The 24,618-nt window shown below is 67.9% G+C and carries 23 protein-coding genes; 20 read left to right on the top strand and 3 right to left on the bottom strand.

The annotated features are described in order from the left end of the window. Positions 1–32: 32 nt before the first annotated feature. Positions 33–926, bottom strand: coding sequence for an isocitrate lyase/PEP mutase family protein (locus tag R4823_RS03375; RefSeq protein WP_338617426.1), 894 nt, complete (start codon positions 924–926; stop codon positions 33–35). A 26-nt stretch (positions 927–952) separates the two neighbouring features. Continuing rightward, positions 953–1,693 (bottom strand): GntR family transcriptional regulator, encoded by a 741-nt coding sequence (locus R4823_RS03370; protein WP_087841589.1) that lies wholly within the window; start codon positions 1,691–1,693, stop codon positions 953–955. A 264-nt stretch (positions 1,694–1,957) separates the two neighbouring features. Here R4823_RS03370 and acnA point away from each other — a divergent pair, with 264 nt between their 5' ends. From acnA to serA, 11 genes are all read left to right on the top strand, one after another. Then, positions 1,958–4,651 carry an aconitate hydratase AcnA gene (acnA, locus tag R4823_RS03365; protein ID WP_087841588.1) on the top strand — a complete coding sequence of 898 codons (2,694 nt, stop codon included), beginning with the start codon at positions 1,958–1,960 and terminating at the stop codon, positions 4,649–4,651. Beyond that, a complete protein-coding gene (locus R4823_RS03360; RefSeq protein WP_338617423.1) occupies positions 4,648–6,012 on the top strand; it encodes an amidohydrolase family protein in 1,365 nt (454 codons plus the stop codon). Before acnA ends, R4823_RS03360 begins: the two co-directional genes overlap by 4 nt. A 17-nt stretch (positions 6,013–6,029) precedes the next feature. Beyond that, on the top strand, positions 6,030–6,761 hold the full coding sequence (locus tag R4823_RS03355; protein WP_087841586.1) for an isochorismatase family protein: 732 nt from the start codon (positions 6,030–6,032) through the stop codon (positions 6,759–6,761). An 11-nt stretch (positions 6,762–6,772) separates the two neighbouring features. Next, positions 6,773–7,780, top strand: a complete 1,008-nt coding sequence (locus tag R4823_RS03350; RefSeq protein WP_338617419.1) for a GTP-binding protein — start codon at positions 6,773–6,775, stop codon at positions 7,778–7,780. A 36-nt stretch (positions 7,781–7,816) separates the two neighbouring features. Continuing rightward, a complete protein-coding gene (locus R4823_RS03345) occupies positions 7,817–9,367 on the top strand; it encodes an aldehyde dehydrogenase (protein WP_338617417.1) in 1,551 nt (516 codons plus the stop codon). 97 nt (positions 9,368–9,464) lie between these two features. After that, the gene (locus R4823_RS03340; protein ID WP_087841583.1) at positions 9,465–10,280 is read left to right on the top strand and encodes a GntR family transcriptional regulator; all 816 of its coding nucleotides are present in this window, start codon (positions 9,465–9,467) and stop codon (positions 10,278–10,280) included. 187 nt (positions 10,281–10,467) lie between these two features. Continuing rightward, positions 10,468–11,664 (top strand): FAD-dependent oxidoreductase, encoded by a 1,197-nt coding sequence (locus R4823_RS03335; RefSeq protein WP_338617414.1) that lies wholly within the window; start codon positions 10,468–10,470, stop codon positions 11,662–11,664. 8 nt (positions 11,665–11,672) lie between these two features. Further along, positions 11,673–12,407, top strand: coding sequence for a hypothetical protein (locus R4823_RS03330; RefSeq protein ID WP_140416920.1), 735 nt, complete (start codon positions 11,673–11,675; stop codon positions 12,405–12,407). Between the two features lie 47 nt (positions 12,408–12,454). Next, complete coding sequence (locus R4823_RS03325; RefSeq protein ID WP_338617411.1) at positions 12,455–13,435, top strand: tripartite tricarboxylate transporter substrate binding protein; 981 nt, start codon at positions 12,455–12,457, stop codon at positions 13,433–13,435. A gap of 4 nt (positions 13,436–13,439) precedes the next feature. Further along, entirely contained in the window at positions 13,440–14,414 is a 975-nt protein-coding gene (locus R4823_RS03320; protein ID WP_338617409.1) for an aldo/keto reductase, read from the top strand. A gap of 80 nt (positions 14,415–14,494) precedes the next feature. Further along, positions 14,495–15,694 (top strand): phosphoglycerate dehydrogenase, encoded by a 1,200-nt coding sequence (gene serA / locus R4823_RS03315; RefSeq protein WP_087841580.1) that lies wholly within the window; start codon positions 14,495–14,497, stop codon positions 15,692–15,694. Between the two features lie 53 nt (positions 15,695–15,747). Here serA and R4823_RS03310 read toward each other — a convergent pair whose 3' ends face one another. Continuing rightward, on the bottom strand, positions 15,748–16,734 hold the full coding sequence (locus R4823_RS03310; RefSeq protein ID WP_338617407.1) for a LysR substrate-binding domain-containing protein: 987 nt from the start codon (positions 16,732–16,734) through the stop codon (positions 15,748–15,750). A gap of 177 nt (positions 16,735–16,911) precedes the next feature. On the opposite strand from R4823_RS03310, the gene R4823_RS03305 reads away from it, so the two are divergent. From R4823_RS03305 to R4823_RS03265, 9 genes are read left to right on the top strand one after another with little or no spacing between them, the layout of a single operon-like run. Beyond that, positions 16,912–17,529 (top strand): 2-hydroxychromene-2-carboxylate isomerase, encoded by a 618-nt coding sequence (locus R4823_RS03305; RefSeq protein ID WP_338617406.1) that lies wholly within the window; start codon positions 16,912–16,914, stop codon positions 17,527–17,529. Positions 17,530–17,538: 9 nt separating this feature from the next. After that, the gene (locus R4823_RS03300) at positions 17,539–18,546 is read left to right on the top strand and encodes a dihydrodipicolinate synthase family protein (protein ID WP_338617405.1); all 1,008 of its coding nucleotides are present in this window, start codon (positions 17,539–17,541) and stop codon (positions 18,544–18,546) included. Further along, positions 18,543–18,806, top strand: coding sequence for a hypothetical protein (locus tag R4823_RS03295; RefSeq protein ID WP_338617404.1), 264 nt, complete (start codon positions 18,543–18,545; stop codon positions 18,804–18,806). Before R4823_RS03300 ends, R4823_RS03295 begins: the two co-directional genes overlap by 4 nt. A 16-nt stretch (positions 18,807–18,822) precedes the next feature. Then, a complete protein-coding gene (locus R4823_RS03290) occupies positions 18,823–19,647 on the top strand; it encodes a 2,3-dihydroxyphenylpropionate 1,2-dioxygenase (protein WP_338617402.1) in 825 nt (274 codons plus the stop codon). Next, the gene (locus R4823_RS03285) at positions 19,644–20,435 is read left to right on the top strand and encodes an SDR family NAD(P)-dependent oxidoreductase (RefSeq protein ID WP_338617400.1); all 792 of its coding nucleotides are present in this window, start codon (positions 19,644–19,646) and stop codon (positions 20,433–20,435) included. The genes R4823_RS03290 and R4823_RS03285 overlap by 4 nt, the downstream gene beginning before the upstream one ends. Before the next feature lie 18 nt (positions 20,436–20,453). Beyond that, positions 20,454–21,638, top strand: coding sequence for an aromatic ring-hydroxylating dioxygenase subunit alpha (locus tag R4823_RS03280; RefSeq protein WP_338617398.1), 1,185 nt, complete (start codon positions 20,454–20,456; stop codon positions 21,636–21,638). Next, positions 21,631–22,110: an aromatic-ring-hydroxylating dioxygenase subunit beta gene (locus tag R4823_RS03275; RefSeq protein ID WP_338617397.1), complete on the top strand. Its 480-nt coding sequence runs from the start codon at positions 21,631–21,633 to the stop codon at positions 22,108–22,110. Before R4823_RS03280 ends, R4823_RS03275 begins: the two co-directional genes overlap by 8 nt. 59 nt (positions 22,111–22,169) lie before the next feature. Continuing rightward, positions 22,170–23,156: a tripartite tricarboxylate transporter substrate binding protein gene (locus R4823_RS03270; protein WP_338617396.1), complete on the top strand. Its 987-nt coding sequence runs from the start codon at positions 22,170–22,172 to the stop codon at positions 23,154–23,156. Between the two features lie 10 nt (positions 23,157–23,166). Next, positions 23,167–24,615, top strand: a complete 1,449-nt coding sequence (locus tag R4823_RS03265; RefSeq protein ID WP_338617395.1) for an aldehyde dehydrogenase family protein — start codon at positions 23,167–23,169, stop codon at positions 24,613–24,615. Positions 24,616–24,618: the final 3 nt, after the last annotated feature.

Here is a 24,618-nt window from a genome sequence, read left to right as displayed (position 1 = left end):
CAGGCAGGGAATGGGAATCGGGAACGCGGCGGCTATTCGGCCAGCGTGGTCAGGCGCTTCTCCAGCGCGCGCATTTCTTCGTAGCCCATCAGCTTCATGATGTCCTCGATGCCCACCAGCAGGTCGGGACGATCGACGGGCTCGCCGCTTTCCATCACGCCGCGCATGGCCTGCAGCGCATGCTGCATGGCGTGGATGGCGGCGGCCGGCAGCATGCGCGGCAGGCTGATGCGCTTGACGCCCAGCGCCTTCAGGCGCGGCAGCGGGATCAGCGGCGTCGTGGGCCGGCTGCGTATGCCGAACCCCATGTTGACGGTGACCGGGATGCCGGCGGCATCGACGATGCGCTTGATGTCGTCCTCGGTGCGCACCGCGTCGGGAAACAGCATGTCGGCACCGGCCGCCGCATACGCCTTGGCTCGGCGCACCGCGCCCTCGATGCCTTCGATGGCCAGCGCATCGGTGCGGGCGATGATGACGAAGTCATCGTCGCGGCGCGCCAGGCAGGCGGCCTCGATCTTCTTCAGCATCTCGGCCTGGCTGACCACGTCCTTGCCGGGCATGTGGCCACAGCGCTTGGGACTGACCTGGTCCTCGAGATTGACGCCGGCCACGCCGGCTTCCTCGAACATCCGCACCGTATGGAACACGTTCACCGGATTGCCGTAGCCGTTGTCGGCATCCGCCGTCAGCGGAATGGACACCGAGCGGGCCAGGTTGCGGCAATGGTTGACGTTCTCGGTCAATCCCATGACGCCGATGTCGGCGATGCCCAGCAGCGCGTTCGAGATGGCGGCCCCGCTGGTGCAGGCGGTCTTGAACCCGGCGGCCTCGACCAGCCGGATGCTGTACCCGTCGTACACCCCGGGCGAGACGATGAACGCCTCGTTCTTGAGCAACTCCCGGAACTTGCGGGGACTGTTCATGCGATGACTCCGAAATGGTCAGTGTTTCAGGTGCCCGTCCCGGCCGCCCGCCCTCCCCGCCTCCGGGCGGCGTCGGATTCGTCCCGGTCCGCGAGATGGGTGAACAGGTGCCGGGCCGCGCGTTCGATATGCGAGCGCATCAGCGACTCCGCCAGTTCCGCATCGCGCGACTTGATCGCGCGCAGGATCTGCCAGTGCTCGGCATAGGCGTCCTCCTTGCGTTCGAGCACGGTCCCGGAATGCCGGCGGTACACGCGCAGCAGGTGATAAAGGTCCTCGCACAGCGCGTGGATGATGCGGTTGTTGCCGCTGGCCCGCACGATGCGCTCGTGGAAATCGAATACCCGGGGGCCGGACGACTCGCCCCGCTCCTTGCGCAGCTGGCGCTGCCTGTCCTGCTCCAGTTCGGCCAGCAATTGCGCCACTTCCTCGTCGCTCATGCGCTGGGTGGCCAGGCTGCAGGCCACGCCTTCCAGCGCCATGCGCATCTGGAACAGCTCCAGCGCGGACTCGGCCGATAGCGAGACGACCCGCGCCTTCTGGTAGGGCTCGCGGGTGACCAGCTGGATGCCCTGCAGGCGGCGCACCGCTTCGCGCACCGGCCCGCGGCTCACGCCGAACTCCTGGGCCAGCGCCACTTCGTTGATGACGCTGCCGGGCGCCAGCCGGCCCTGGTAGATCGCGTCCAGCACCTGCTGGAACACCGCATCGGCCAGCGGCCCCTGCGCGTCCTCCCTGTTGATGAAGGTCTCGGCTGATTCGTCCATAGTGTCGACAGATTATCAAAACAGTCTTAAAAGTGTCAACTCTTTTGCATGGGCCGGGTTTGCATGGAGTATGCGTTCCACCCCGAACAGCGGCCCATCAATCAAGCCATATTTACAGAGAATATCAGCTGACTCCATGGTTTATCGCAAGGCGGCCACCGTACACCGCCAGCTCCCCATCGGCGCTAAGTGTTGACATTTAACAAACGGTGCTCATAAGATTCATACCATAGCAAAGCCGCAAGCATTTTCGCCGCCCCGCCCATGATCCGTACGCTTTCCTTCCGATCCGCCACGCTGCACATCGCCGACCTCGCCGCCGTGGCGCAGGCGGCGGGCAAGCGGCTGGTCGACTATCCCTACGTCGTGCGCGTGCTGCTGGAGAATCTCGCGCGCAACCGCGCATGGGGCCGGCCCGTCGCCGAAGGCGACCTGCGCGCCCTGCTCGACTGGCAGGACCACATCGGCGCCGACCTGCCGCTGCACGTGGCGCGCGTGATCCTGCCCGACTCCAGCGGCCTGCCGGCGCTGCAGGACCTGGCGGCCCTGCGCGATGCCGTCGCGGCCCGGGGCGGCGACGTTTCCACCGTGGACGCGCGCGTGCCGGTGGACCTGATCGTCGACCACTCGCTGCAGGTCGACCACTGGGGCGGCAGCGACGCGGCCGAACGCAACCTCGCCCGCGAGTTCCAGCGCAACGCCGAACGCTACCGCTTCCTGAAGTGGGCCCAGCAGGCCTATGCCGGCCTGCGCGTATTCCCCCCGGGCACGGGCATCATTCACCAGGTCAACCTGGAACACATCGCCCCGGTGGTCTGCCGCGCCGAGCGTCCCGACGGCACCTGGGCGCATCCGGACTTCGTCATCGGCGGCGACTCCCACACACCCATGGTCAACGCGCTGGGCGTGCTGGGCTGGGGCGTGGGCGGCATCGACGCCGAAGCGGCGCTGCTCGGCCAGGCCTACACCTTCCCGGTGCCCCGCGTGGTGGGCGTGCGCCTGCACGGCCGCATCCCTCCCCCGGCGCTGACCACCGACGCCGCGCTGCTCATCACCGAAACGCTGCGTCGCGCCGGGGTCACCGCCTGCGCGGTCGAATTCTTCGGCCCCGCGGTGGCCGGGCTCACGGTGCCCGAGCGCGCCACCATCGCCAACATGGCGCCCGAATACGGCGCGACCTGCGGCTACTTCCCCATCGACGACCAGACCCTGTCCTACCTGCGCGCCACCGGCCGCCCCGAGGAACAGGTCGCGCTGGTCGAGGCCTATGCGCGGGCCAACCACCTGTTCCGGGACGCCGATGCCGCCGTCCCGGCCTACAGCCAGGTCGTCGAGATCGACCTCGATACCGTGCTGCCCGCCATGGCGGGACCGCGCCGGCCCCAGGACCGCCTGCCGCTGTCGCGCATCGCGGAAGACTTCCGGGCCCGCCTGCCGCGCGCGCTGGCCGACGGAGGCTTCGCCGCCGCGCCGGCCTCCGGCGCCGGCACGATGGACCACGGCAGCCTCGCACTGGCCGCCATCACCTCGTGCACCAACACCTCCAATCCCGTCGTCATGCTGGCGGCCGGCATCGTCGCCCGCAAGGCGGTCGCGCGCGGCCTCCAGCCCCCGGCATGGGTGAAGCGTTCGCTCGCGCCCGGTTCGCGTACCGTCACGCGCTACCTGGAAGAGGCGGGGCTGCTGGCGCCGCTGGCCGCACTCGGCTTCCACCTGATCGGCTACGGCTGCACCACCTGCGGCGGCAAATCCGGCCCGCTCGTTCCCGAAGCCGCGCGCGAAATCGAACAGCGCGGCCTGGTCGCGGCGGCGGTGCTGTCGGGCAATCGCAACTTCGAAGGCCGCATCCACAAGCTCATCCGCGCCAACTACATCGGCGCGCCGCCGCTGGTGGTCCTGTACGCGCTGGCCGGCCGCATCGACGTCGACCTGACGCGCGACCCCATCGCCACCGATCCGGCCGGCGTTCCCGTCTACCTGCGCGACCTGTGGCCGACCCCCGAGGAAATCGCGCAGGCCATGCCGGTCGCCACACGGCGCGAGATCTTCGTCGACACCTACGAGGCCCGCGCCGCCGGCGGCTCGCTGTGGGACACGCTGGAAGCGCCCACCGGCCCGCTCTTTCCCTGGGACCGCCAGTCGCACTACCTGGTCGAACCTCCTTTCTTCCGCCAGGCCGGCGCCGCGAAAGGCCTGGACCAGTTGGAACGCGAGCTGCAAGGCGCCCGCGTGCTGGCCGCCTTCGGCGATTCGCTCACCACCGACCACATTTCCCCCGGCGGCGAGATCCCCGCCGACACGCCCGCCGGCCGCTACCTGACCCAGGCCGGCGTGGCGCCGGCCGACTTCAACACCTACGTGGCGCGGCGCGGCAACCACGAGATCATGGCTCGCGCCACCTTCGCCAACATCCGCATCAAGAACCTGCTCGTGCCCGGCACCGAAGGCGGCGTCACCATCCACTTTCCCGGGCACACCCCCTGCACCATCTTCGACGCGGCCCGCGCCTACCGCCAGGACGGCATCGCCACCCTGATCCTGGCCGGCAAGGAATACGGCACCGGCAGCAGCCGCGACTGGGCCGCCAAGGGCTCCGCGCTGCTGGGCGTGAAGGCCGTGCTGGCCGAGTCCTTCGAACGCATCCACCGCGCCAACCTGGTGGGCATGGGCGTGCTGCCCCTGTCCTTCCTGCCCGGACAGGGATGGCGCCAGCTGGGCCTGACCGGCGCCGAAAGCTTCAGCTTCCAGGGGCTGGCCCGCGGCGTCATGGACGGCACCCCGATCACGGTGGAAGCCGTCGGCCCCGACGGCATCATCCGCTTCCAGGCGCAGGCCCAGGTCCTGACCCAGGCCGAACGCCAGCTGATGCAGGACGGCGGCATCCCGGCCAGCGTCCTCCGCGCCTGCCTGGCCCCCAAGGACACCACCCCGGACTTCAACGAGGAAACGCAACCATGAACCTGGACCTCGTCCTGGCCAACGCCAGGATCCTGCTGCCGCAGCGCGGCCTGACGCCCGGCCAGATCGGCATCAGCCAAGGGCGCATCGCCGTCATCGCCGAACCCGGCGCGCAGCTGGCGGCGGACGAGACCGTCGACTGCCAGGGCCTGTGCGTGCTGCCGGGCGTCATCGACCCGCACGTGCATTTCGGCTTCGGCTCGCCCGAGACCGACTTCGAGACCGAGTCGCGCACGGCGGCCCTGGGCGGCACCACCTCGGTCCTGTCGTTCCATCGCTCGCGCGACATCCGCGAGTCGTTCCAGGCGGCCCACGACCGGGCACTGGCGCAAAGCTGCATCGACTTCGGCTTCCACTTCGGGCTGACCAGCCACCTGCACGTCGAGACGCTGAAGGAAATCTCCGAGCGCTTCGGCGTCTCGTCCTACAAGCTCTACATGATGTACAAGGGCGCCGCCGGCCTGGCCCAGGGCTTCACCGACATCGACGACGGCCTGTTGTTCGCCGCGCTGCGCGAGACCGCGCGCATCCCGGGCGCGATCCTGGGCGTGCACTGCGAGAACGTGGAAGTGATTCCGCTGCTGCGCGATCCGCTGCGCGCCGCCGGGCGCGACGACCTGAGGGCGTGGAACGAGCAGAGCCCCGACTTCCTGGAAGCCGAGAACGTGCACCGCGTGTGCTACTTCGCGTCCAAGACCGGCGCCGCCGTCAACATCGTCCACCTGAGCAGCGGCGAGGCCCTGGACGAAGTCCGGCGCCATCGGCGCAACCGCAATGCCCCGCCCATCCACGTCGAAACCTGCCCGCACTACCTGTTCCTGACGGACGAGAGTCCCGCCGGCACCTATGCCAAGGTCAACCCGCCCGTGCGTGGCCAGGCCGACGTCGACGCCATGTGGGAAGGCGTGCTGGACGGCTCGGTCACCACCATCGGCTCGGACCACGTGCCGCGCAAGCGCAGCACCAAGGACAAGGATATCTGGGCCGCCAGCAACGGCTTCCCGGGCACCGGCATGATCCTGCCCATCCTGCTGCACGAGGGCTACCACCGCCGCGGCGTGCCGCTGGAGCGGCTGATGGAAGTTGCCTCGGCCAACTCGGCCCGGCACTACAACATGCCGTCCAAGGGCGGCATCGAGGTCGGCAAGGATGCCGACCTGCTGGTGGTCGACCTGGACCTGGAGAAGACCGTGGACCCGGCCACGCTCGAATCCTATGCCGACTATTCGCCCTACGAGGGCATGACGCTCAAGGGCTGGCCGGTGCGCACGCTGGTGCGGGGCCGCACCGTGGCCCTGGACGGCAAGGTCACCGATGAAGCGCGCAGCCGGCCCGGCGGCCGCTACCTGCGGCGCCTTTGATACCCCAAGGAAACGACATGAGCCAAACCAAACGCATCTGGGACGACTTCCTGACCGAACGCGACCAGCAGGTCCTTGCCGTGGCCGGCTACGGCAAGCGCGGCGGCTTCGGCACGCGTCCCGCCCTGTTCATCATCGACGTCCAGTACAACTTCTGCGGCGATACCCCGCAGGACATCCTGGAAGGCCTCAAGCAGTACCGCACCCATTGCGGCAAGGAAGCCTGGGACGCCGTCGCGCACATGGTGCCGCTGCTGGAACTGGCGCGCGAGAAGAACATCCCCGTGTTCTACACGGAAAGCGCCCGCCGCCCCGACCTGCTCGACAGCGGCGTGCAGGTCGGCAAGAACCATCGCGGCGGGGAAAAGACCGTGCTGGCCGATACCCACGCCACCCGGACCGTCGAGGCGCTGGCCCCGCGCCCGCAGGACATCCGCATCACCAAGACCAAGCCGTCGTGCTTCTTCGGCACGACCTTCATGAGCCATCTGAACTTCCTGGACGTCGACACGCTGATCCTGGTCGGCTGCACCTCGTCGGGCTGCCTGCGCGCCACCGCCGTGGACGCCTACTCGTACAACTTCAAGGTGATCATTCCCGAAGAAACGGCGTTCGACCGCTTCCAGGCCAGCCACGCGATCAACCTGTTCGACCTGAACTGCAAGTACGCCGACGTGATTCCCTCGAGCGAGGTCCGCGACTACCTGGCCACGCTGCCGGTGCGCCAGGGCGGCGGCTCGGCCGGCTGAGCGGACCAGGCATGCCGTCCGCCACGTCCGCCGTCCCCATCCCGGTCTACCTGCTGACCGGGTTCCTGGGCAGCGGCAAGACCACCCTGCTCGCCCGGCTGGTGCACAGCCGCGAATTCGCCGACACCGCCGTGGTCATCAACGAGTTCGGCGAGGTCGGCCTGGACCACGTCCTGGTCGGCCAGTCCAGCGAGGACGACATCGTGCTGCTGGACTCGGGATGCCTGTGCTGCGCCAGCAACAACTCGCTGCAGGAAACGCTGGAGTCGCTGTACTACCGGCGGCTGCGCGGCGAGATTCCGGCGTTCTCGCGCATCGTGGTCGAGACCTCGGGGCTGGCCGAACCGGCCCCGCTCATCAACGCCCTGGCTTCCGACGCCTCCATCGCGCGCCACGTGCGGCTGGCCGGCGTGATCACCACCATCGATGCCGAGCACGGCGCGGCCACGCTGGACGAATACGAAACCGCCGCCACGCAGCTCGCGGTGGCCGACCTCGTGGTCCTGACCAAGACCGACAAGGTCGCGCCCGAGGCCGCCTCGGCCATGGCCGGGCAACTGCGCCGGCAGGCGCCCGGCGCCCCGGTCCTGCGCGCGGATCGCGACGGCCTGCAAGAGCGGACCGATCTCTTCCAGGCCGCGGACCGCCGGACCGTCGCGCCGGGCCAGTCCGGGCTGGAGCGTCCGCGGGCCTGGACGCGGCTCGCCCACGTCCTGCGCTACGGCATCGCCTCTCATGTGATCCGGGCCGATGGCCCGGTCGACTGGGCACGCTACGCCGCCTGGGTCGACTACATGCAATCACGGCTGGGCGAACGGCTGCTGCGCGTCAAGGGCATCCTGCTCATGGAAGACGGCGCCCACTACGCCATCCACGGCGTGCGCCATGTCTTCAGCCCGCCGCGGCCGCTGGACGGCGAAGTACCCGGCGACCTGTCCGGCGTGCTGGTGCTCATCACCCGCGACGCCGACGAGGAGGAGCTCGCGCTTGCCGCCGCCGTGCTCGACGGCGGCGCCTGACCCCAACCCTCGCTTTCCACGACTTCGATTCCTTCCATGCAACGTCCCGACACCCAGGCCTACGCCCAGCAGTTCCCCAAGCTTCCGCCCACCGCCACCGACGCGCAGGGCCACCTGGTCTACACCCAATTCATCGACGGCGGTTTCACGGGCGCCGACGGCGCCCGCTTGGCCACCAGCGATCCGGTCACCGGACGCCAGTGGGCCAGCATCGCCCGCGGCACCGCGCAGGACGTGGACAAGGCCGTGCAGGCCGCGCACCGCGCCTTCACCCGGGGCGCGTGGCCGGCCATGAACGCCAGCCAGCGCGGCGCGCTGCTGCGCCGCATCGGCGACCTGGTCACCGAGCACGCGGAATGGCTGGCGCACGTGGAACAACGCGACAACGGCAAGCTCAGCGCGGAGCTGTCCATGCAGATGCGCTACATGGCCAACTACTACTATTACTACGGCGGCCTGGCCGACAAGATGGAAGGCACCGTCATCCCGACCGACAAGCCGGGCGTGTTCAACTACACCGTCTACGAGCCACTGGGCGTGGTCGCCTGCATCACGCCCTGGAACTCGCCGCTGCCGCTGGCCAGCATGAAGATCGCGCCCGCCCTGGCGGCCGGCAATACGGTCGTGCTCAAGCCCTCGGAATTCACGTCGGCCTCGCTGCTCGAACTCATGAAGCTGTTCCAGCTCGCCGGCGTGCCCGACGGCGTCGTCAACGTCGTGACCGGCCTGGGCGCCGAGGTCGGGGCCGCGCTGGTGGACCATCCGCTGGTCCAGCGCATCGCCTTCACCGGCGGCCCCGAGGCCGGCCAGCGCATCAACGAGCAGGCCGCCTCGCGCATGAAGCGCGTGACGCTGGAGCTGGGCGGCAAGTCGCCCAACATCGTGTTCGACGATGCCGACTTCGAACAGGCCTTGAAGGGTGCCGTGGCCGGCATCTTCGCCGCCTCGGGCCAGACCTGCGTGGCCGGCTCGCGCCTGCTGCTCCAGGACGGCATCCACGACCGCTTCCTGGAACGCCTGGTCGAGATCGCCGGCAACGCCCGCTTCGGCCACCCGGCCGATCCGCAGACCCAGGTGGCGCCCATCTCCACCGCTCCCCAGCTGGACAAGATCGAATCCTACGTCCAGGTGGCGCTGGCCGATGGCGCGCGGCTGGTGGCGGGCGGCAAGCGCGCCCACGTGCCGGAGTGCCCGGACGGGCTGTTCTTCCAGCCCACCATCTTCGCGGACGTGGACAACCGCATGCGCATCGCGCAGGAAGAAGTCTTCGGCCCCATTCTGTCGGTCATCCGCTTCCAGGACGAAGACGAAGCCGTGGCCATCGCCAACGACGTCGACTTCGGCCTGGCGGCCGGCGTCTGGACCACCTCCATGCCGCGCGCGCTACGCATGGCGGGCAAGGTGCGGGCCGGCACGGTCTGTATCAACAACTACCGCTCGACCAGCGTCACCTCGCCGTTCGGCGGTTTCAAGATGAGCGGCGTCGGACGCGAATGCGGCATTGCCGGCATGCGCGAGTACATGGAGATCAAGAGCGTCTGGCTGTCCATGGAAACCGACATCCCCAACCCCTTCGTGCGGCGCTGAGCCGGCTCCCGGCGGCGGAAAGGCAAATTGGCTATGATGGCGCGAGTCCCCAGCGACCTACCCGGCATGACGGCGCGCGCCGCCGTGCCGCCCCACCGTGACCAGAACCGACCCCACCCGCTCCAGAAAGAGCGAGGACGCCGCCGCCTCGCATCGCATCGCCGACTACGTCCCGCTCTACTACCGGGTCTATACGCTGCTGCTCCAGCACATCCGGGACCACGGCTACGACGAGCACACGCCGCTGCCGACCGAGGCCGAGTTCGCCGAACGCTTCCAGGTTTCGCGCGTGACCCTGCGCAAGGCGATGAACATCCTGGAGGCCGACGGCCTGATCACGCGCCAGCGCGGCCGGGGGACCTTCGCCCGCAAGCCCGTCCGCCCGCCCGGCAAGACCGGCTTCAGCGGCCTGATCGAGAACATCGTCCACTTCCAGGAAACGACCAAGGTCAAGCTGCTGGCGTTCGAGCGCGTCGGGCTGCCGACCAACATCGCGCCGCTGCTCGACAGGCAGCAGGGCGAACCCGGCCTGCGCATCGTGCGCGTGCGCAGCGACGCCACGTCGCCCTTCTCGCACATCACCTGCTACCTGCCGGAACCCGAGGCCAGCCTGCTCAAGCGCAACGAACTGCGCAACACGCCGGTGTCCATCCTGCTCGAGCGCCAGGGCGTGAAGGCCACCCAGGCCGAGCAGTGGATCAGCGCCACGCTGGCCGACAAGGACACGGCCCAGGCCCTGCAGGTCGAGATGGGCAGCGCGCTGATCAGCCTGACGCGGATCTACCGGGATACCGCCGGGCGGCCCATCGAGATCCTGCACGAGCTCTATCGGCCCGATCGCTACGAATACCGCGTGAACCTGTCGCGCGTCGAGCAGGGCGACGCCCCGCGCTGGTCGGAAGTCCCGGACTGACCCGGGCGGCGCCGCCGCGCGCCCCGCCCCTCCCCTTGATCCCGCCGATACGCCCGTCGCCGGCCTGAGCCGTCGCGTCCTGATTCGTATCCGCCATCCCAACCATAAAAGTATTATGTATGATACAAAATACTTTTAGACCGGCCCGATGCCAGCGCCGGCCGCCTCGTCGAGACAGAAGGATCCCATGCAGCAGCCTCACCACGTCATCGTTGCCGGCGCAGGGCCGGTGGGCCTGACCGCCGCGCTGATCATCGCGCGTGCCGGCGTGCGCGTCACGCTCCTGGAAAAGCGCGATCGGCTCAACGAAGCCTCGAAGGCCTCGACCTTCCATGCGCCCACCCTCGCGGTGCTGGACCACCTGGGCGTCCTGCCCGCCATGCTGGCACAGGGCCAGGACGTCACGCACATCCAGTACCGCAGCACCGAACAGGGCATCCTGGGCGAGATCGCCCTGGCCGAACTGAAGCACGACACCGACTACCCGTATCGCCTGCACCTGGAACAATCGCGCATCACGCCGCTGCTGCTGGCGCAACTGCGCGCGCATCCGCATGCCGACGTGCGGTTCGGCACCGCCTTCCTGGACGCCGCCCCGGATACCGGCGGCGTCACCGTGCGCGTGCAGGACCCCAAGGGCGTCCACACGCTGCGCGCCGACTACCTGCTCGGCACCGACGGCGCGCGCAGCCAGGTACGGGAATCCATGGGCCTGCCGTTCGATCCGACCCCCTATCCCGGCTGCGTGCTGCGGGTGCTGGCCGACGAAAGCCTGGAGCGCATCCTGCCCGGGCTGCGGCCCATCAGCTACCTCGTGAACGGCGACGCCTCGGCCAGCTTCCTGCGCATGCCCGACTGCTGGCGCATCATCCTGCGCGTGCCTCCCGACGTGGACCAGGCCCACGCCCAGTCGCGCGCCTGGATACTGGAACGGCTCCGGCAACTGGTGCCCGGCCTGGCGGAACTGCCCAACATCCTCGGCCAGGACGTGTACTCGGCCAGCAAGTTCGTGGCCGGCACGTACCGCGCGGGCCGCATCTACCTGGCCGGCGACGCCGCCCACCTCAGCAATACCCGCGGCGGCATGAACATGAACTGCGGGCTGCACGACGCCTACTTCATGGCCACCGCGCTGGTCGAGGGCCTGCGCCAAGGCGACCAGGCCATCGTCGACGCGGCCGCCGACCGGCGCCACCGGGTCGCCGCCGATTCCCTGCTGCCGCGCACCGATGCCATGGTGACCGGGCAGGCCACCTGGCTCGACAACGTCAAGGGACTGCTGGGCGACCCCGCCCAACGTCTCGCCTTCCTGCGCCGGACCGCCATGCTGGACATGGCGCCCGAACTGGCGCGCCGCATCGACCCCGTTTCCGCCGCCGCATGAGACCCGCCATGACCGACCTCCCTCTCGTCAGCCGCCCCCAATGGCGCGTCGGCGCCCTGGTGCCGCCCGCCAACCCCACCGTCGAAGTCGAATATCCGGCACTGCTGCCGGCCGCCGCCGCGCTGCACGCGATGCGCCTGCCCGTGGTGGCCGGCGATCTCGACACCCGCAACCTGGCCTACCTCGACAGCTACGTGTCCTGTCTGCAAGGCTTCGGCTCGCTCAAGCTCGACGGCGCCGTCATCGCCCTGACCGGCTCGCAATACCGCATCGGCCACCAGGAAGACCTGCGCCGCTGCGAGCAATTGTCCGAGCGGTTCGGCATGCCGGTGGAAACCGCCAGCTCGGCGCTGGCGCGGGCGCTGCGCCACCTGGGCATCACGCGCATCAGCATGGTGTCGCCCTACCCCGACTGGCTGACCGAACTGGCCATCGCCTACTGGCGCGGCGCGGGCGTGCAGGTAGACCACGTCGAACACTTCGCCGACGAACTGGTGGCCTACAAGGTCTCGCCGGCCGAGGTCGCCCAGCGGCTGGCCTCGGTACAGGCGCATCCCGACGGCGCCGTGCTGCTGTCGGGAACGGGCATGCCGACCATCGAATCGATCATGCAGGCGGGGACCGGCAAGCAGGTCCCCATCCTGTCCTCCAACCTGTGCAGCATCTGGAGCATCAGCCGGACGCTGGGGATCCCCCATCCGGAGTGGATGGCACGGGCCTTCCCCTGGCTGTGCACGGCCTGATCCGCACCGCCCGTCTTCGCCCCTTCATGTCACCGAGGATACCCGCCATGACCTCCGTTCGCCTCGTCGTCCTGCTGGCCGCCCTGGCCGGCGCCGCCAGCCTGCCGTCCGCCCCCGCCCTCGCACAGGGCGTTGCCTATCCCAACAAGCCGATCCGCGTCATCGTGCCGTTCCCGGCAGGCGGCACCACCGACGTCGTCGCCCGCCTGATCGGCGCGCAGGTCGGCGAGGCGTGGAGCCAGTCCGTAGTGGTCGACAACGTGGCCGGCGCCTCGGGCCTGATCGGCACGGCCGCGGGCGTGCGCGCCGCGCCCGACGGCTACGTCCTGACGCTGGGCAACAACCAGACTCATTCGACCAACGCGTCGCTGTTCCCCAAGATCCAGTTCGACCTGAACAAGGACGTCCAGCCCATCGCGCTGCTTACCCGCACCCGCCACGCCATCGTCGTGCCCGCCTCGTCGCCGTACAGGACGCTGTCCGAGCTCATCCAGGGCGGCCGCGGCAAGCCGGTGAACTACGCCTCCTCCAGCCCCGGCTCGTCCTCGCACCTGGTGTCCGAGACCCTGTGCTCCAGCATGAAGATGCGGTGCACGCACATTCCCTACAAGGGCGCCGCGCCGGCGGTGACCGACCTGATCGCCGGGCACGTGGACTTCATGACCGCGAGCTATGCCAGCGCCATCGCCTACATCAAGGCCGGCAAGCTGCGCGCGCTAGCCATCTCGGGCGACACCCGCGAGGCGCAGGCGCCCGACGTCCCCACGCTGCACGAACTCGGCTACGAGACGTTGTCGGCCGACAGCTGGATCGGACTGTACGCCCCCGCCGGCACGCCGCGCGCGATCTTGACCAAATGGAGTGACGAGCTGGCGCGTGTCATGGCCCAGCCCGACATCCAGCAGAAGCTGGCCGGCGCGGGTTTCGAACCCTGGTTCAAGCCCCTGGCGCAGTTCGAAGAGTTCCACCGCAACGAGATCGCCCGCTGGCGCAAGATGGTGCAGACGGCCGGCGTCACCCTGGAATAGCGCCATGGCCTCGCGCACCGGCCCCACCCTGCCGCGGATGTCGCGCCTGTGCCTGGGCATGATGTCCTACGGCGACCCCGCCTGGGCGCCCTGGGTCGTCGGGCAGGACGCGGCGCGTGTCCTGTTCCGCCAGTGCCTGGAGAACGGCATCACATGCTTCGATACCGCCAACTACTACTCGGACGGGGAAAGCGAGCGCATCCTGGGCCGGCTGGTGCGCGAGCACGGCGGCCGCCATGAGCTGACCCTTGCCACCAAGGTCGGACTGCAGGTGGCCGACGGCCGGGGCCTGTCGGCGGCGCAGATCGCCCGGCAGGCCGAGGCCTCGCTCAGGCGCATGGAGACGGACTACATCGATCTCTACCAGGTCCACAGCTGGGACGACGCCGTTCCCGTCGAGGAAACGCTGGGCGCCCTCGAAGCCCTGGTCGACGCGGGCAAGATCCGCGCGTACGGCTGCTCCAACCTGGACCATCTCCAGATCGGACAGGCCGCGCGGGCCGCCGCCGCCCTGGGCGCGCGCGGCTACGCCAGCGCGCAGTTGCAGCTGAACCTGCTCTATCAGGAAGAACTGCGCGCCACCGTGCCGGCCTGTGCCCGGCACGGCCTGCACATCATGGCCTACAGCCCGCTAGCGCGCGGCTACCTGGCCGGCCCGGCGGCCGGCGACGCCGAAGCCGCGGCGCGGCTGGCCTCCGACGCCAAGGGGCAGCGGCTGTACGGCGGACCGCGCGGCGCCCGGGTCCGCGCCGAGCAGCTGCGCATCGCCGCGGAACTGGGCGCCGAGCCCGCTGCCGTCGCGCTGGCATGGGTGCTGGCCCAGCCCGGCGTGCGCTCGGTCATCGTCGGCGCCTCCCAGTCCTCGCACCTGGACGTCGCACTGCGCGGGCGCGACCTGCGCCTGCCCGCCCAGGCCCTGGACCGCCTGGCCGCGGCCTACGAACCGCGCGACTACCTGCGCGTGCGGCTGAACCCCTGACGACCGTAGGCTCAAGGCCGTCCGCCGGCGGACCTGGCGTTACCATAGGGACATCAGCGTTTCAGCCGGAGCTGCTTCCCATGGCACAAATCGTCTTGCTCGAGAACATCCATCCCAGCGCGGTCGAAGTCTTCGCCGCCGCGGGCTACAGCGACATCGCCACCCACGCCAGCGCCCTGCCGCCCGACGCGCTGCGCGATGCCCTGCGGGGCGCCAGCGTGGTCGGCATCCGTTCGCGCACCCACCTGGATGCGAGCATCATCGACAGCCTGCCCGACCTGCGCGTCATCGGCTGCTTCTGCATAGGCACCAACCAGGTCGACCTCGCCACCGCGATGGAACGGGGCGTGCCGGTCTTCAACGCGCCGTTCTCCAACACCCGCTCGGTGGCCGAACTGGTGCTGGCCGAGGCCATCCTGCTGCTGCGCCGCATCCCCGAGAAGAACCTGCGCGTGCACCAGGGCCACTGGGACAAGAGCGCGACCGGCGCCTACGAGACCCGCGGCAAGACCCTGGGCATCATCGGCTACGGCAACATCGGCTCGCAGGTCGGCATCCTGGCCGAGGCCCTCGGCATGCGGGTCATCTTCCACGACGTCGAGGCCAAGCTGCCGCTGGGCAACGCCCGCGCCTACCCCGACCTGTCCGCGCTGCTGGCCGAGTCCGACGTGGTGACCCTGCACGTGCCCGGCGGCCGCTCCACGGAAAACATCATCAACGAGGCCACGCTGTCGCAAATGAAGCGCGGCGCCATCCTGATCAACGCCTCCCGCGGCACCGTGGTCGACATCGATGCGCTGCGGGCCGCGCTCGATGCCGGCCTGCTGCGCGGCGCGGCGCTGGACGTCTTCCCGGTCGAGCCCAAGAGCGTGGACGAACCGCTCAAGAGCCCGCTCATCGGCCTGCCCAACGTCATCCTGACGCCGCACATCGGCGGCAGCACGGTCGAATCGCAGGAAAACATCGGCAAGGAAGTGGCCGAGAAGCTGGTGCGCTTCATCCAGGGCGGCACGACCAAGGGCGCGGTGAACTTCCCCGAGCTGTCCCACCAGGACCTGGCGGGCACCTCGCGCATCCTGCACGTGCACCGCAACGAACCGGGCGCGCTGGCCCTGCTGAACGCCGTCTTCGCCGAACGCAAGATCAACATCTGCAGCCAGCAACTGCAGACCAAGGGTCCGATCGGCTACGTGCTGACCGACATCGGCAACCAGGCCGACGCGGCGCTGATGGACGCGCTGCGGGCGCTGCCGATGACGGTGCGCTGCGACCTGCTCTAGGCTGGAGCGAAGGCAGGCGGCGGTCGACATCGTGGGAAAAGCATGGCAGCCCCTTACCGGCCAGGGGCTGCCGACGCGTGACTGGCCGCCGTCAGGTCCACCGGCTCGTTCTCGATCATGAAGCGGCGGATCTCGCCCGCCACCGCCGCCGGTGCCCACCGGGGCGCCAGCAGGTGGATGAACTGCAGGACGTAGCCACGCTGGTATCGATAGGGATCCAGCAACAGGGTCACCTCGCTGGGATCGAAGATGTGCGAGATGTCTATCCCCCGTATACCCAAGTCGCGTTCCGGGTTGTAGATGGGCGCCGACATGATCGCGATGCCGAGCCCTTGCTCCACATAGGCTTTCATCAAGCTCGCATCGGTCGCGGTTACTGCGGCCTCGATCGCGAAACCGCGGGCCTTCAGGACCTGGTTGACCGCCCAGCCACCCGCCGAGAGCGTGGTCTGCACGACGAACGGGTAGCGCACGATCTCTGCCAGCGTCACGCGTTCGTGCTGCAGCAGGGGATGATGCACAGGGACCAGCAACAGCCGCGGCACCGTCATTAGCGGCAGCGCCACCACGCCGCTGCGCGGACCGGGCACCTCCATCGTGATGCCGATGTCCACGTCGCCGCCGCGTACCAGCTCGATGATGCGGCCTGGCGAACTCTGTTGCAGCTCGATCGAAACACGCGGATAGCGGTCGCGCAGGCGCGCCGCGGCATGAGGCAGCAGTGCCTGGGCATACGTATGCAAGGTGGCGATGACCAGACGGCCGGATTCCTCGCGCAGAAAGTCCTGTCCCATGTGGGCCAGGCTGTCCGTTTCTCGCAGCACGCGCTTGGCGGTCTCGAACACTCGATTTCCCGCCTCGGTCAGCCCGACGATCCGACCTGCGCTGCGATTGAGCAACGTCGCGCCCAGTTGCTGTTCAAGCAGTTTGATCTGCTTGCTGATACCCGGCTGCGAGGTATGCACGACCTGCGCCGCGCGCGAAATATTGAAGCCGCTCTCGACGGTCGCGACGAAGTAGCGTAGCTGCTGAAGCGTCATGCGGATCTCCTGGTCGGCCGGCCGGGCTTCTTCATTCCCAAAAATCATAGCTCTCCCGCCCGCTTTCCGCCTCCCCATAACCTGTAGCAATAGGGCCATAACGAATCGGTCCTGTATTCGCCGATTTCGTCTCCCTAACATGGCTACCGAACACAAGCCTTGGGGACCGAAGATTCAATGGCCGCCGCAACGATCGTCGATTTCTATTTCGATTTCATGAGTCCCTACGCCTATCTGGCGCATGCGCGACTGCCCGAGTTGGCCAAGCGCCACGGCGCGCGCCTCGCCTACCACCCGATCGATCTGTTCCGGATCAAGCTGGCGGTGGGCAATACCGGTCCGTCGAACCGTGACATCCCGCTCAAGCACCGCTACCTGCGGTCGGATCTGCAGCGCTGGGCCACCGCTTACGGCATCCCCTTCGTGCCGCCATCAGGCTATGGATCGACCCGCCTCAACTGCGGCGCCTTCCGTGCCATCGATGAAGGGCGCGCCCGTTACTACGCCGATAGCGTATGGCGCCACGTCTGGGGCAGCGGCGGCGCCATGGACGACGATGGCCTGCTGGCCGCCGTGGCGAAGGAAATGTCCTGGCCGGAGGATGAATTCCTGGCCTATGTGCGGTCCTCCGAGGCAGGTCGTCGCCTGGAGGCCTCGAACGCCGCCGCGCTGGAGCGCGGCGTATTCGGCGTGCCGACCATGATTGCCGACGGCGCCATGTGGTGGGGCAACGACCGCCTGGATTTTCTCGAGCGCCACCTGCAAGGGCGGCCTCTGTCCACCGATAACACTTAGGAGGATTTCATGACGCGCAGACAAGGACGCGCCCGCTTGACCGCCGCCGACATACAAGGCGCCTGGGCCATCATGCCGACCCCCGCCAAGCCCGATGCGGCCGATTGGCGGGCCAGCGACACCGTGGACATCGACGAAGCGGTGCGGGCGGTGGAAAGCCTGATCGCCGGCGGCATAGACGGCATCCTCACTCTGGGCACTTTCGGCGAGGGAGCCACCCTGGACTGGGAAGAAAAGCGCGCTTTCCTCGGCGCCATGGTCGAAACCGTTCGCGGCCGAGTGCCTTTCTTCGGCGGCACCACCAGTCTGAATACCCGCGACACGGTCAGGCAGACCCGGGCCGCCCTGGATATCGGGGTGGACGGCACGATGCTCGGCCTGCCTATGTGGTGCAAGCCCGACCTGCCCACCGCCGTGCGCTTCTACCGCGACGTGGCTGAAGCCTGTCCCGACATGCCGATCTGTATCTACGCCAACGTCGAAGCCTTCAAATTCGAGTTCTCGCGGGCGTTCTGGGCCCAGGTCGCCGACATTCCGCAGGTCGTATCGGCCAAGTACCTGACCATCGCCCAGTTGTTCACCGACCTCAAGCTGACACAAGGCCGCATCCGTTTCCTGACCACCGACGGCGATCACTATGCCGCCGCCCGCATCGATCCCGAACAATGCACGGCATTCTGGAGCAGCGGCGCCTCATGCGGCCCGGCGCCCGCCATTCGCCTGCGCGATGAGGTCCGCCAGGCGCGCGGCACAGGCGACTGGAGCGCCGCCCGCCAGGTTGCCGACGACATCAAGGCATCGCTGTCGACACTATTCCCTAAAGGGGACGTCGCGGAGTTCGCCAAGTACAACATCGGTCTGGAAAAAGCGCGCATCGACGCCGCAGGCTGGATGAAGGCCGGCCCATGCCGCCCACCCTACATGCTGGTACCGGAAGACTATCTGGCCGGGGCACGCCGCTCCGGCGAAGCCTGGGCCGCGCTCGACCGGCGCTACAGGCAGGAACGGCAATCATGAGTGTGTACGCCATCGAACAAGCGTTGTTCGACATCGCTTCCGACCCGCAAGAGACGAACGCCTATCGCGCCGACCCCAGGCATTTCCTGACGCGTTATCGGCTCGACCCGCAAGAGTGTCGGTTGATTCTGGACATGGACGTGAAAAACCTGATCGGCCTGGCCATCAACCCCATGCTGACGATGCGGGCGTTCACCGCGATCGAAGGGCGCGACAGCATGCCCGAATACATGCGGCGTATCCGGCCGCCGGTGGCTTGAAAGGAGCATGACAGACATGGCTCGACTGGTAGGAGGATTCTGTGTTCCTCACGACCCGCTCATCCTGGGCAACGCAGACGCCCCGCCACGTGAGCAGGCGGCCCGCGTCATGCAGGCGTTCGCCCAAGTCCGGGCGCGCATCGCGACGCTGCGCGCCGATACCGCGATCGTAATCGGCGACGACCACTGCACGATGTTCGGGCCGGGCTGCGTGCCGGCCATCCTCATCGGCACGGGAGATCTGGAGGGCCCCATCGAACCCTGGCTAGGCATCCCCAGACGAGCGGTGAACAACCACCCGCCCCTGGCGCAACACCTGGTCGAGGCGGGATTCGAAGCGGGGTTCGACTGGACCGTGTCGCGTTCGCTCGCGCTCGACCACTCCACGATGGTGCCCATCCACCTGGCGCTTCCCGTCGGCACGCGCGTCATCCCCGTCTACATCAACAGCGGCGGCGACCCACTCATTCCGGGACGTCGCTGCCTCGAACTCGGCCGCATGCTGGGCGCAGCGATCGCGTCCTGGCCCGGTGACGAACGGGTCGTCATGATCGGCACCGGCGGCATCAGCCACTGGGTCGGCATGTCGGACATGGGGCGCGTCAACGAAGCGTTCGATCGGCGGATCCTCGGCATGGTGGAAGCACGCGACCTCGACGGCCTGGCGAGGCTGAGCGCGGAAGAGATCGTCGCGACCGCAGGCAACGGTGCCCTGGAGGTGCGCAACTGGATCGTCGCGATGGCGGCGATGCCACCCTACAACGCTCGCGTCCTGGCCTACGAGCCGGTGCCGGAATGGATCACCGGTCTGGGATTCGCCGAGCTGGAGGTGGCGCCATGAACGACTTGCGCGACTTCGAGGGCAAAACGGCCTTCGTGACGGCGGGCGGATCGGGCATAGGACGATGCATTGCCCTGGAAGCGGCGGCGCGTGGAGCCACGGTGCTGGTATCCGACCGCAGCGGACAACTGGCGGAACAGGTGGCGGCCGACATCCGGCAGGCCGGCGGCAAGGCGCGCGCGCTCGAACTGGATGTGCGCGATACCCAGCGGCTGCTCGATGCCGTGGACGCCGCGGCCGAACCGGCCAACGGCCTCGACCTGCTGTTCAACGTGGCCGGCATCAACATCCCCAAGAACGTAGAGCACATGGACGAGGACGAATGGTCCGCCGTCATGGACGTCAATCTCAATTCCGTCTATCGCGCCTGCCGCCAGGCGATTCCCCACATGCGACGCCGCGGCGGCGGAGCCATCATCAACATCGCATCGATCGCCGGCATCATGGCCGAGAACCGCTGCGGTGCCTACAGCGCGTCGAAGGGCGGCGTGGTGCTGTTGACTCGCAACATGGCGATGGATTTCGCACGCGACAACATCCGCGTCAACGCCGTGTGCCCGGGGTCGACGCGCACACCGCGCACGCAGAGCTACTGGCGCAGTTCGCCCACCGGCAAGAGCGAGATGGCCGAGCTGTGCCCGATGAAACGCTCGGCCGAGCCCGAGGAAATTGCCCGGCCCGCGGTATTCCTCGCCTCGGACGGCGCCTCGTACATCACTGGCGCCGCGCTGGTGGTCGACGGCGGCATGACCGCGGGCTTCCGGATTCCCACCTTCGACCGCATGTAGTCCCTTCCTGGAATAGCAATGCAGCACACGAATCTCGATTCACCGGTACGCATGAACTGGCCAGCCAAGCCCAACGAGATACCCAAAGAGGTCTTCATAAGAAAAGATGTCTTCCGCGCCGAGATGGATCGCATATTCCACGGTCCACAATGGCATCCTCTCGCGCACCGCTCGGAAGTGCCCCGCCCCGGCGACTTCAAGACCACGGCCATCGGCCAGGTGCCAGCGCTGATCGTGCACGGCGACGATGGGCAGATACGGGTCTTCGCCAACTCCTGCCCGCACCGCGGCACGCTGCTCAAGACCGCCCCCCGGGGCAAGACCAAGGCCATCGAATGTCCCTACCATCGCTGGGCCTTCAACAACCGCGGGGCGCTGATGGGCGCCCCGGGCATCCAGCAATTTCCGGAAAGCTTCCGCAAGGATCAGAACGGCCTGCACATCATCCGCAGCCAGCAGTTCGAGGGCCTCGTCTTCGCCACGCTGGATCCGGAAACTCCCGACATTCTGGAATACCTGGGCGACACGCGCGGCTACATCGCGCGGGCGTTCGGCGGCGACGGCAATCTGCGCCTGCTCGGGTACCAGAAAGTGTCGTTCACCACCAACTGGAAGGAATACGGAGACAACGAGGGCTACCATGCGCCGCTGCTGCATAGCGCTTTCCGACTGCTGAAATGGCAAGGCGGAGCGGGCCTCCAGTTCATGACACCCAACGCGCACAAGGTCATCGCCGCGGAGCTGGCCCATGCGCCGGATACGGGTTTCCTGCACGACCATACGCTGATCGAGATGCACGACAAGTCGAAGACGCCCGAGTCCATCATCGTGTCGCTGTTTCCGGTCAGCCTGATTCTGCGGCACTTGGACGTCATCACCGTACGCTACGCCCTCCCGATCTCCCAGGACGAAACCGAAGTGCACTACACCTATTTCGCGCGCGACGGCGACGACCCGGCGCTACTGGCGCATCGCGTACGGCAAGCCTCGAACCTGCTGGGCCCCAGCGGCCTGATCTCGCTGGAAGACGGCGCCGTGTTCAATCGTCTGCACCTGGGCGCACGCGCCGGCGGCATGGCGGTCTTCCAGAAAGGCGTTCGCGAAGACATGCCCTTGCCCACCGAACTGCAGCAGAACGACGAAGCGGGCAACCTGGTCCGCTGGGAACACTATCGCAAGACCATGGGGTTCGAACGTGCCTGACCACGATATCCTCCAGCGCCTGAATGCGCTTCAGACCCGGTACATCAACGCCCTCGACCGCCGCGACATGACTGCCTGGGTGGCCTGCTTCGATGCCGACGCGTCCTACATATGCATCGCCGCCGAGAACGTGGAGCAGGACTTGCCCCTGGCCCTGATGATGGACGACAGCTTGGCTCGCATCCACGACCGGGCCAACTACATCACGCAGGTCTGGGCAGGAACCTTCGAGGACTACCAGACGCGCCACTTCATCCAGCCGCTCTCGTTCCGTCAAACCGGACCTGGCCTGGCCGAGGCCGAAAGCAATTTCATGGTGGCCTATACCCAGGAAGGCGGGAAGTCGGGCGTGCTGGCCGCCGGTATCTACCAGGACGTCGTATCGATGGAAGATGGGCAACCGAAATTCCGTTCCCGGCGCGCGGTACTCGATACCGTCGCGACGCCCCGCTACCTGGTGTATCCCATCTAGCAGACAACCCGGTCTCCAGACCGGATTCAACGCCTTCCCAAGAAAAATCGGAGACAACGATGAACCCACACATCTTCACCCGGCGCCCGGCCGTGGCCTCCCTCGCCCTTGCGCTGATGCTGGTGTCGACGACTGGCGCCGCGGCTACCCTCGGCGGCGATACGATCCGGATCGTCGTGCCCTTCGCGGCCGGCGGAAGCGCCGATCAAACCGCGCGGTTGCTCGCCAGCAAGCTGGGGCCGGCGCTCGGCAAGATCGGCGTCGTCGACAACAAGCCCGGCGCCGGCGGGCAACTGGGCCTGCAGGACGTCATCCGCTCGGCACCCGACGGCCATACCCTGCTCGTGACCCCCAACGGCCCCGTCGTCGTCAGCCCCTACTTGCAGAAACTGGCCTACGATCCGTCCAGAGACTTGACGCCAGTGGCGATGATCGCCTTCGTACCCAGCGCCATCGCGGTCTATCAAGGTACGCCCTGGAAAACGCTTGCCGACCTCATCGCCGCAGGGAAGGCGGATCCGCAACCGCTTCAATACAGTGTGCCCGCGATAGGCACGCACATGCACCTGGCAGGCGAACTCCTGCAGAGCATGACCGGAGCGCGGCTGCAGGCCGTCCCCTATCGAGGCACCTCCCAGGCAGCCGTCGCCGTGGCGGGGGGCGAGGTCCCGATGGCGATATCCGATCTGTCGACCTTGCAACCGTTGGCCAAATCCGGCCGACTGCGCATCCTGGCGTTGACCGGCTCGCGCCGCACCAGTACCGCGCCGGCCATCCCCACGGTGGCGGAACTGGGCATCCAGGGCTATAGCGCTGACGCCTGGATCGGCCTGTTCGCACCCAGCGGCACGCCGGCCGACTTGATCCGCAAGATGAATGCCGAAGTGGAGAAAGCCCTGCAGCAGCCCGATGTGAAGCAGACGCTGTCCACCGCGGGGCTGGAGCCCTGGTCCCTATCCCCTTCCGAGATGGCGCAATTCCTGGCGACAGACGCCGCCAAGTGGAAGAAAGTCATCCAGGACGCGCACATCAAACTGGACAACTGAACCGCACCCCATGAAACTCGCATCGCACTACATCGACGGACAGTGGCTCTCCGCCCTGTCGGGCACCTGTGTCCACGGCGAATCGATCGACCCGGCCACCTCCGAGCCATCGGCCTTGTTCGCAGACGGAGGCCTACCCGAGGCCGAAGCCGCGCTGGCAGCCGCCTACCGCGCCTTTCACTCCACCGCGTGGAGCCGTACGCCGCGCCTGCGCAGTGACATCCTGCTCGACTTCGCCGCTCGCCTGGAAGCGCGCAAAGAGGAAATCGCCACCTGGATCGTCACGCTCAATGGGAAGCTGCGTCGCGAGGCGCTAGGTGAGATCGCCGCCGGGGTCTCCGAACTTCGCTACTATGCCGGCCTGGCCCGCAACGTGTTCGGCCGGGTGATCGAAACCGAACCCCATTGTTACTCGGTCCTCGATCGCGAGGCAGCCGGCGTCGCCATCATCGTCGTGCCCTGGAACGCCCCTGTCACCCTGCTGGTGCGCTCGTTGGCGCCCGCCCTGGCGGCCGGCTGCACCGTGGTCGTCAAACCCGCGCACCAGACGGCGCTGGTCAACAACCTGGCACTGGAGGCCCTGGTCTGCGACGACCGGCTGCCTGCCGGGGTCGTGAACTCGGTGATCGAGTCGGGCCATGCCATATCGCATCACTTGTGCGCTTCGCCGCTGGTTGACGTCATCAGTTTCACTGGCTCCAGTGCCACCGGCAAGCGCATCGCCCAAACCGCAGCGAACACGCTGGCGCGCCTGTCCCTGGAACTGGGGGGCAAGGCTCCCGCCATCGTGCTGAGGGATTGCGACGAAGACCGCACCGTGGCCGGAATCGTCGCCGGAAGCTTGGTGATGGCCGGCCAGCAATGTACGGCCATCGCCCGCGTGCTGGTCGAAGAACCGTACTTCGACCGCTTTGCAGCGCGGCTAGCCCACGCCCTGGGAGCAATACGCGTCGGTCCAGGCAACGATCCCGAGTCCCAGATGGGCTGCCTGATCGACATGCGCAGCCGGGACCGGATCGCGGCTCTCGTCGACGAGGCCGCCAAACGATACACGATGCATCTGCGCGGCCACACCGGCCAGGGAGCGTTGGCGCGCGGTGCTTTCATCACGCCCAGCCTGGTCGAGATCGATGACCTGCAGAGTCGATTCATCCAGGAAGAGCTGTTCGGTCCACTGCTGGTGATCGAACGCTTCCGCGATGAGGACGATGCCATTGCTCGCGCGAACGCCACCCGCTACGGCCTGGCCGCCAGCGTCTGGACGGCAAACCCGGCCCGGGCCCGCCGCCTGGCCAGCCGGTTGCGCTCAGGCACGGTATGGGCCAATACGCACAACCGATTGTTCGCCGAAGCCGAGACCGGCGGCCATCACGACAGCGGCTATGGTCGCCTGCATGGACAGGAAGGGCTGAACGATTTTCTTGCGACCAAGCACTTCTACTACGACGCGCAACCATGAACT

Source organism: Pigmentiphaga sp. CHJ604 (assembly GCF_036972535.1).
Taxonomy (GTDB): domain Bacteria; phylum Pseudomonadota; class Gammaproteobacteria; order Burkholderiales; family Burkholderiaceae_B; genus Pigmentiphaga; species Pigmentiphaga daeguensis.
The sequence above is the reverse complement of the archived record's forward strand: the minus strand, read 5'-3'. Positions and strand labels throughout refer to the sequence as shown.